The 8,179-nt window shown below is 63.4% G+C and carries 8 protein-coding genes; 2 read left to right on the top strand and 6 right to left on the bottom strand.

The window, feature by feature from the left end; genetic code table 11:
• A partial coding sequence (locus QZ079_RS06210) for a hypothetical protein (protein WP_297036489.1) occupies positions 1 to 692 on the top strand: 692 nt, incomplete at its 5' end.
• Positions 693 to 753: 61 nt separating this feature from the next.
• On the opposite strand, the gene QZ079_RS06205 is transcribed toward QZ079_RS06210, so the two are convergent.
• Positions 754 to 1,317 (bottom strand): DNA-deoxyinosine glycosylase, encoded by a 564-nt coding sequence (locus tag QZ079_RS06205; RefSeq protein ID WP_297036486.1) that lies wholly within the window; start codon positions 1,315 to 1,317, stop codon positions 754 to 756.
• A gap of 178 nt (positions 1,318 to 1,495) precedes the next feature.
• On the opposite strand from QZ079_RS06205, the gene QZ079_RS06200 reads away from it, so the two are divergent.
• Positions 1,496 to 2,026 carry a cysteine hydrolase family protein gene (locus QZ079_RS06200; protein WP_297036483.1) on the top strand — a complete coding sequence of 177 codons (531 nt, stop codon included), beginning with the start codon at positions 1,496 to 1,498 and terminating at the stop codon, positions 2,024 to 2,026.
• A gap of 247 nt (positions 2,027 to 2,273) precedes the next feature.
• Here QZ079_RS06200 and feoB read toward each other — a convergent pair whose 3' ends face one another.
• The 5 genes from feoB to QZ079_RS06175 form a co-directional block, all read right to left on the bottom strand.
• Positions 2,274 to 4,631, bottom strand: coding sequence for a ferrous iron transport protein B (feoB, locus tag QZ079_RS06195; RefSeq protein ID WP_291288889.1), 2,358 nt, complete (start codon positions 4,629 to 4,631; stop codon positions 2,274 to 2,276).
• Between the two features lie 211 nt (positions 4,632 to 4,842).
• Positions 4,843 to 5,676: a MurR/RpiR family transcriptional regulator gene (locus QZ079_RS06190; RefSeq protein ID WP_297036478.1), complete on the bottom strand. Its 834-nt coding sequence runs from the start codon at positions 5,674 to 5,676 to the stop codon at positions 4,843 to 4,845.
• An 8-nt stretch (positions 5,677 to 5,684) separates the two neighbouring features.
• Positions 5,685 to 6,476: a PHP-associated domain-containing protein gene (locus tag QZ079_RS06185; RefSeq protein WP_291288891.1), complete on the bottom strand. Its 792-nt coding sequence runs from the start codon at positions 6,474 to 6,476 to the stop codon at positions 5,685 to 5,687.
• The gene (locus QZ079_RS06180; protein WP_297036475.1) at positions 6,473 to 7,312 is read right to left on the bottom strand and encodes an energy-coupling factor transporter transmembrane protein EcfT; all 840 of its coding nucleotides are present in this window, start codon (positions 7,310 to 7,312) and stop codon (positions 6,473 to 6,475) included. The genes QZ079_RS06185 and QZ079_RS06180 overlap by 4 nt, the downstream gene beginning before the upstream one ends.
• 1 nt (position 7,313) lies before the next feature.
• On the bottom strand, positions 7,314 to 8,179 hold an 866-nt coding region (locus tag QZ079_RS06175), incomplete at its 5' end, for an energy-coupling factor ABC transporter ATP-binding protein (RefSeq protein WP_297036472.1).

The raw sequence follows: 8,179 nt of genomic DNA, 5'->3' as shown, positions 1-8,179 counted from the left end.
CCCGCCGCATGGCTCTGGTGCGCACGGCGTCAAGCAGCGCCGCCAGCAATGCCGGCAACAGCACCGCCGACCTCCTCTTGAGCGATTTTCACGACGCACTCCGTGCCTACACGCGTCTTTCTGCCTATGCATCCGAGGAGTCGCGCTGCCCTGTCTTCGTTCGGGCGGAGTGCACCCCCAACGGCTCGCCTCGCATTCTCGAGCGGCCGGAATGCGAGAGCGAAACTTGCGACATGACCAGCTGCGACACGATCGTGCTTGCACACGAGGTCGCATCGCCGGCAGATTGCGCGCCCCTTGCCGATGTGCTCCACGCCCTGGCAAGCTCAAACGCACTCAACCCAACGGCACGTTTCTACGCCATCATCTGCGATTCTTGTAGCAGCGAGGATACCGCCACCGCGTGCGAAGCCGCGCGCGCCTGCCAGCAAGTTGACGCACGCTGGAGCGGAGCCGTCGTGGTAACCGACGCCCGCCTTGTCCCGCGCCTCATGCGGGCGCCGCGCCTGGGCATGTGGCGGCGCCCCGTCGCGCGCGCCATCGACCGGCTCGTGGCGGCGGTACGCATGAGCTGCGCGTTAGATGAACTCGATGAACTGCTTGGGGTCGACCCGGAACGCGCAAACACGTCGAACGTCCTCGTTGCCTCGCCGCACCCCCTCTGGCGCGCCATCGCGAGTCGCATGCGATAACGAACCACGCTCGGCGGCAATCGCTGCCAAGCGCGATGATCTGGCACCGGACGCGAGCCGATTACTTCAGGACAAGCAACGGTCGGAGCGCCTCGCCCCAACGTGCAACAAGCCGCTCGAGCGACCACGCGGCATTCGCCGGGCTCGTCGAGGGGAGCACCACCGCCTCGATCCCCACGCGTTTTTGCAGGTAGCGCTTGTAAAGCCGTCCTGCGGTACCGCCGTTGCACACCACCGCCTGCACCGGAGCGGCACTGGTCACCCACTCGATACGCGCCGGAACCACGTTCTTGATGCTCGCATCGGACGAGCCTTTGATGTCGCAGCTTTCAATCACATCCCACAGCGCGATGCGATGACGCAGCAGAAGGGCGCGTTTCGCTTCGATCGATTCCTCGAGCGTCGCCGGACGCGCCTCGCCCGCCAGTGGCTCGCCCTCGTTCGGCGGCACCGGCTCTCCCACGCAGGCAGCGATAACCCGCCAGAACCGGTTCTGCGGGTTGCCGTAATAGAACGCGTTCTCGCGCGAGAGCACCGAGGGGAACGAACCGAGCACGAGCACGCGCGACCGACCGTCGAACACCGGCTCGAAACCATGGGAAATATGCTGGTAATCCGAAGTCATCCCGTACCCCCTCCATGCGCACTGGTGCATAATCTTGCCTATAGGGCGAGGTCGCCCGTCAAACAAGGAGCATCCCGTGTCCCGAAATGACTCATTGGACCCCGTCCCCAAATGAGTCAGGCCAGGCAAGGCGCTCCCCGCTGCCACCATTATGCACGCCCGTCCCCGAGGAGGAACCATGGCCAGCCGGTATCTGATCGTAATCGATATGCAGAACGACTTCGTCGACGGCGCCCTCGGCACGCCCGAGGCGCAGGCAATCGCGCCGGCGTTCGTCGATGCCGTCCGCGCCTTCGACGGAGAGCTCCTTTTCACGCTCGACACGCACGGCGAAAACTACCTCGAAACGCAGGAAGGCGCGAACTTGCCCGTCCCCCACTGCATCAAGGGCACCCCGGGCTGGGAGCTTATCCCCGCGCTCGCCGAGCTCCAGCGCGAACGCGACGCGCGCATCTTCGAGAAACCGACCTTCGGCTCAACCGAGCTCGCTCACTACCTCGTGCAACGCAACGCCGAAGAACCTATCGAGTCCATCGAGCTCGTCGGCGTGTGCACCGACATCTGCGTCGTCTCGAATGCGCTGCTCATCAAAGCCGCGCTGCCGGAGGTGCCGGTGAAGGTTGCTCCTGCGCTCTGCGCCGGCGTCACACCCGAGGCGCATGAGGCCGCCCTCGCCACCATGCGCAGCTGCCAGATCGAGATGGTGTAGTTAAGGCTCCGGCCGGGACGCTGTGCCTGCGAGGCAAGGTTGGTGCCGAGTTACCTCACTGCCGTGCATCACATCATAAAACAGAGAATTTCCGACACAAAACAGGCCGATTACAGGCTAAAGTGTCGGAAATTCTCTAGTTTGAGCTGTCTGTCCATTTGAGCAGTCTGTCCATGCCAGCACCGCGCGCCGCAAAGGCCTGTCCCTTTTGTCATGACATTGGGGACTGTCCCCAATGTCAGGTGCGCTACGCCAGCCCGAGCAGCAGCCCCGTAGCATGCACGGCAAAGGCCACGATCCACGCGACACCGCACTGCATGAGCACCACGGCGAACATCATGCGCGTGCCAAGCTCGTTGCGCACGGCAGAAACCGCCGCGACGCACGGCGTGTAGAGCAGGATAAACGTGAGGAAGGTATACGCGGTGAGCGGCGTGAAGAGCGTCGAAAGTGCGGCCACGGAACCGCCCATGAGCACCGTGAGCGTCGCCGCGACGTTCTCCTTCGCGCCGAAGCCCGCCACCACGGCGGCAGCCGCGATCCAGCTACCGAAGCCGAGCGGCGCAAACAGCGGCGCCACGAGCGCGCCGAGCCCCGCAAGCATGCTCTGCGCCTGGTCGCTCACCAGGTTGAAGCGAATGTCGAACGTCTGCAGGAACCAGATCACCACGCTCGCGACGAAGATGATGGTGAACGCCTTGGTCGCGAAGCCCTTCGCCTTGTCCCATGCGAGACGCAGCGTCGTCTTCGCACTCGGCAGGCGGTAGTTGGGCAACTCCATCACGAACGGCACCGGGTCGCCTTTGAACGCCGTTCCCTTGAGCACAAGCGCCACGAGCACGCCCACGACCATGCCCATGATGTACAGCGAGATCATGACGAGCGCCGCGTGCTCCGGGAAGAACGCCGCAGAGAAGAGCGCGTACACCGGCAGCTTCGCTGAGCAGCTCATGAACGGCGTGAGCATGACCGTCATCTTGCGGTCGTGCTCGGAGGGCAGGGTGCGCGTCGCCATGATAGCCGGCACGCTGCACCCGAAGCCGATGAGCATGGGCACGAAGCTCCTGCCGGAAAGTCCCAGCTTGCGCAGGATCTTGTCCATGACGAACGCCACGCGCGCCATGTATCCGGAGTCCTCGAGAATCGAAAGCAGCAGAAACAGCACTACGATGATCGGCAAGAACGAGAGCACGCTGCCCACGCCAGCGAAGATGCCGTCGATAACGAGCGAATGCACCACGGGGTTGAGCCCGAACGCCGTAAGCGCTTGATCCACCGCCGCGGTAAACGCCGCGATACCCATCTCAAGCAGGTCGGAAAGGCGCTGCCCCACCGCATCGAACGTGATCCAGAACACGAGAGCCATGATGCCGATAAACACCGGGATGGCGGTGTACTTGCCGGTAAGGATCCGGTCCGCGGCAACGGAGCGCAGGTGCTCCACGCTCTCATGCGGCTTCACCACGCTCGCGCCACACACCTCCTCGATGAAGCTAAAGCGCATGTCGGCCAGGGCTGCCATGCGATCCTGCCCGGCTTCCTCCTCCATCTGCGAGATGATGTGTTCCACGGCGTCGAGCTCGTTCTGGTCGAGGGCAAGCGCGTCGATGACGAGCCGGTCACCTTCGATGAGCTTCGTCGCGGCGAAGCGCACCGGAATGCGCGCGGCCTCCGCATGGTCGGCGATGAGGTGGATGAGGCCGTGGATGCAGCGGTGGAGTGCGCCGCCGTCCGCGCCATCGGGCGAGCAGAAGTCCACGCGGCCGGGATGTTCACGGTAGCGTGCCACGTGCAGCGCGTGCTCGGTAAGCTCGCCGATGCCCTCATTCTTCGCGGCGGAGATGGGCACCACCGGGATGCCGAGCGCCGCCTCGAGCGCGTTCACATCAACCGTGCCGCCGTTTTTCGTAAGCTCATCCATCATGTTGAGCGCGAGCACCATAGGGCGGTCGAGCTCCATGAGCTGGAGCGTGAGGTAGAGGTTGCGCTCGATGTTCGTGGCATCCACGATGTCGATAATCGCGTCCGGCTGCTCTTCCAAGATGAACTGGCGGCTCACGACCTCTTCGCTCGTGTAGGGCGAAAGCGAGTAGATGCCGGGCAGGTCCGTGATGGTCGCGTTGGCGTGCCCTTTGATCTGGCCGTCCTTGCGATCCACGGTGACGCCGGGAAAGTTGCCCACATGCTGGTTGGAACCGGTGAGCTGGTTGAAGAGAGTCGTCTTACCACAGTTCTGGTTGCCGGCGAGGGCAAAGCGCAAGGGCGTGTTCTCTGCCAGCGCCGCGCCCTCGCGACGCGGACGAACAGCGTCTTCGCCCAGCGCGGGGTGCGCGGAAGTGCTCGCCTCGGGGTTCTTGCGCGGGCAGTTGTGCGCGTCGTGCACGCCCGAAAGTGTGATGCGCGCGGCGTCCACCTTGCGCAGCGTGAGCTCATAGCCGCGCAGGCGAATCTCGAGCGGATCGCCCATAGGAGCGTACTTCATCATGGTGACTTCGGTGCCGGGCGTGAGGCCCATGTCGAAGATATGCTGCCGCAGCGACGAATCGTCCGAGTCGACCGATTCGATCACCGCGTCCTTGCCGATCTCAAGCTCGTCGAGCTTCATGTATATCCCCTCTGTGCAGTATGTGCTGAAGAGATTGTAATGAAGTCTCTTCCGGCGGCGCGCACAAAATGCGATTTTTTACGCAGCGGTGTGCAGAAGTCGTTGTCTCCCAGAGCATGCCGATGTGTGGGACATTAAGACAGAGACAATGTCTCACCACCAGCAGTGAGACATTGTCTCTGTCTTAATGTCTCATTAATGTCTCAACGTGCTAGCGGGGCAAGAGGTGCGCGTATGCCCGCTTGAGGTCCTTCAGCTGCTCGAGCGCATCGAGCGCGCCGCCGTCCAAGCGCGCGCCCACCGCGACTACGAGCGCGTCCACCAAGGCAACGGCGCTTGCCATCGAGTGGTACGCGCGCGGCTCGCCACGATACGTGTAGAGCTCGATATCGGGCGCGGGTCCTCCGCCGCTCCGCACGATACGGTCGGTGAAGAGGAGCGTCGTGCAGCCCGCCTTCGCTCCGAAATCGAGCAGCGCTTGATCCTCTGCGGGAACGCGCTGAAAGCCGAACGCCACGAGCACATCGCCCTCCCGCGCGTGCACGAGCCCTTCCATGAGCTCGGATCCACCCGCTGGCAAAAGCTCCACCGCGAGCCCATAGCGCCGCAGACGGAAGCGCAGCAGCTCCGCCACGCACGCGGCAGCGCCCTTGCCGTGAATCAGCACGCGCCGAGCATTCGCAAGCGCAACGACAGCGGCCTCGAACGCGTCCACGTCAAGCCCTTCGAGCGTGCGGTCGAGATTCTCGCGCTGCTGGCGCAAAAACGCCCGCACATCGCCCGCTCCCCCGTCGATGCTTGCGCTCATCTTATCCGCCGGCCCCAAAGACCGCGCCGCGACCGCGGCCTTCAGCGCCTTGAAATCTGCGAAGCCCGCATGCCGCGCGAACCGCGACACGGTGGCATCCGAAACCCCGAGCCCGCGTGCCACCTCTTGGATGGACTGAAGCAAAAACTCCTGCGGGCTCTCGATGATGTGGTTCATGATGAGCTCTTCAGCCGGGGTATAGGACACGCCCGAGGCGAAGAGCGACGGATCGGTCATGCGCGCCCCTACTCTGCGCCGGCGATGAGCGTCTGCACGTAATCGCCACCTAAACGGTCGATCTCTTTGAGCGAGCGCTTGAGCATGCCCGCCGTCTTCACCTTAAACGCGAGGTCACTCGCATACTCGATGTGGTACGCACCTGCCAGCACCTGCGCGCGCAGCTCCGTCACCGTGGTCACCCGCTCGTCGAGGTGCGTGGTCACGCAGCCGTACTGGAACGCCTGATGCGTGTCGCTGCCCGATACCACGGGCACGCCCAGTCGCTCGGCGAGGGCATAGGTCTTCGCGATGGTGCCCTCGAAGTCGTGCGCCAGATCCTTACCGTTCAGATCGACGAACTCGAAAGCGGCGAGCGCCTCGGGTGTCTGCTCGGGAATATGCCCGGGCGCGCGGAACGGATGACCCGCGCCGAAGAAGAGGCCGCGAGCGCGTACTTCGGCCGCAAGCTCTGCAAGCGGCAGGAACGCATCTTTCTCCTTATGCGGCTCGAGCGCATGGTTGAAATCGAGAATCTCCTCCATGGTGCCGAGCACGAGCGTATGCCCGCTTTCCGCAATGTCGACCTCCATGCCGGGAAACACCAACAGCCCGTTCACGTCGAACGCATCGCCCTCGCGCGGGAAACGGTTGGCGATATCGGCGTACACGGTGCTGAAGCCGAGCGTGTTGAAGTGCTCCGTGAGGCAGACCGCATCAAGACCAGCGGCTTTCGCCTCGCCGAAGAGCCAATCGGTGTACTCGGGCGAGAACTTGAGATACTTTGCAAGCTTACCGTGGGTGTGAAAATCGATGATCATACGAAAGCCTCCAGGATGCAGGGCAGCGCGAAGCTCATGGCCGCCCACGCGACCGAAACCCCGATGAATACGAAGTCGCTCTTGCCGATCGCAAGCGACGATAGCTTGATCTTGAGCACGGACATGTTGGTGGACGCGTAGCGATACCCCTTGAGCTCGAGCGCCTCGACCGTGGTGCGCGAGCGCTTCGCCATGTTGAGCATGAGCGGGTAGAACGACTGCACGATGGTCTTCACCTGGTAGATAATCCAGCGAACCTTGCCCATGAACGTGTCGTGCGCCGGCGCTTGGCCGCGCAGGCGGAACGAGAGCAGAATGTTCTGCAGCTCCTCGAACATGATGGGCAGGATGCGATAGGCGAACGAAATGGAGAACGACAAGCGCTCCGGACAGCCGAACCACAGCAAGCCGTTCGAGAGCTTGTCCGGGTCGAGGCCGGAGAACACCGTGACCGACGCGAGCGAGCAGGTGCACACCTTGAGCGTCATAACGAGCAGCGGGATAAGCGCGTCGATGCTGCCGCTGAAGAAGATCGCCACGATGAGCAGGTACCCCGTCTGCGAAAACACGCCGATGGCGAACACGAAGAGCACGAGCGGTGCCACCCGGGCGAGCCGGGTGGTGACCACGCAGAAGATGAAGAGCGAGAGCAGGGTCGTCACATCGTGCAAAAACCACGGCACGATACCGAAGAACAGGTACCAGATGATGAGCACACGCGGGTCGAGCTGGGCAATGGGCGTGTCATCGTTGCCGTAGGCGTTTTTCAGCACCTGGTTGCGCAGAAAGTCGATGGACACCTTGTCCACGATGTTTTCCGAGAGCTTCTCGAGCATGCTACGATTCGCCTCCCTCTAATTCCCCTGCGCCGGCAAGCGCAAGAGCACGGTAGTCATCAAAACACATGAGGAAATCCTCGGTCTCGAAGCACGCTGCGCGCGGATTGAGCGCCGCACCCATGGCGTAGATCTCGGGCGGGCAGATGCCGCTCGCTTCCACCACGGCGCGATCCGCGAAGATCTCTTCCGGCGCGCCGTCACCGATAACCTCGCCCTGGTTGAGCACGATCATGCGGTCGGCGAACTGGCACACGAGCTGCATATCGTGCGTCGCGATGACCACCGTGTCGGTGATGCCGCGCAGGTCTTTGATGGTGCGGACGATCTCGCGCCGCGTGGCGATGTCGAGGTTCGCCGTGGGCTCGTCGAGCAAGAGGATCGGCGGGTTGAGCGCGATGCCGATGGCAAGCGACGCGCGGCGCATCTGGCCGCCCGACATGAGGCGCCCGTCGCGATCGGCAAGGTCGGCCAGGCGGAAACGCTCGATAAGCTCTTGCGCGCGCTCCTGCCAACCCTCGACGCCGCGGGAGCGCATGGCGAACTCCACATCGGCACGGACGCTGTCCTTGATGAACATCTGCTCGGGGTTCTGGTAGACAAGCGAGATCAGACCAGAGATGTCCTCCGGACTGAGCGAGCGCGTGGCGGTGCCGGCAAGGCGCACCTCTCCGGCAGACGGTTTCACCAGCCCACACATGAGCTTCATGAGCGTCGTCTTGCCGGCGCCGTTCGACCCCACGAGCGCAACCTTCTCGCCAGAACGGATGGTGAGGTTCAGCCCGTCGAAGACCGTGTGCGGATCGCCCTTCACGCTGCGATAGGCGACGTGGATGTCTTCGAACTCCACGGCGGGCTCGCCTGCGG

The organism is uncultured Enorma sp. (assembly GCA_905210055.1).
Lineage (GTDB): Bacteria > Actinomycetota > Coriobacteriia > Coriobacteriales > Coriobacteriaceae > Enorma.
This window is presented reverse-complemented; position numbering and strand designations above follow the sequence as displayed.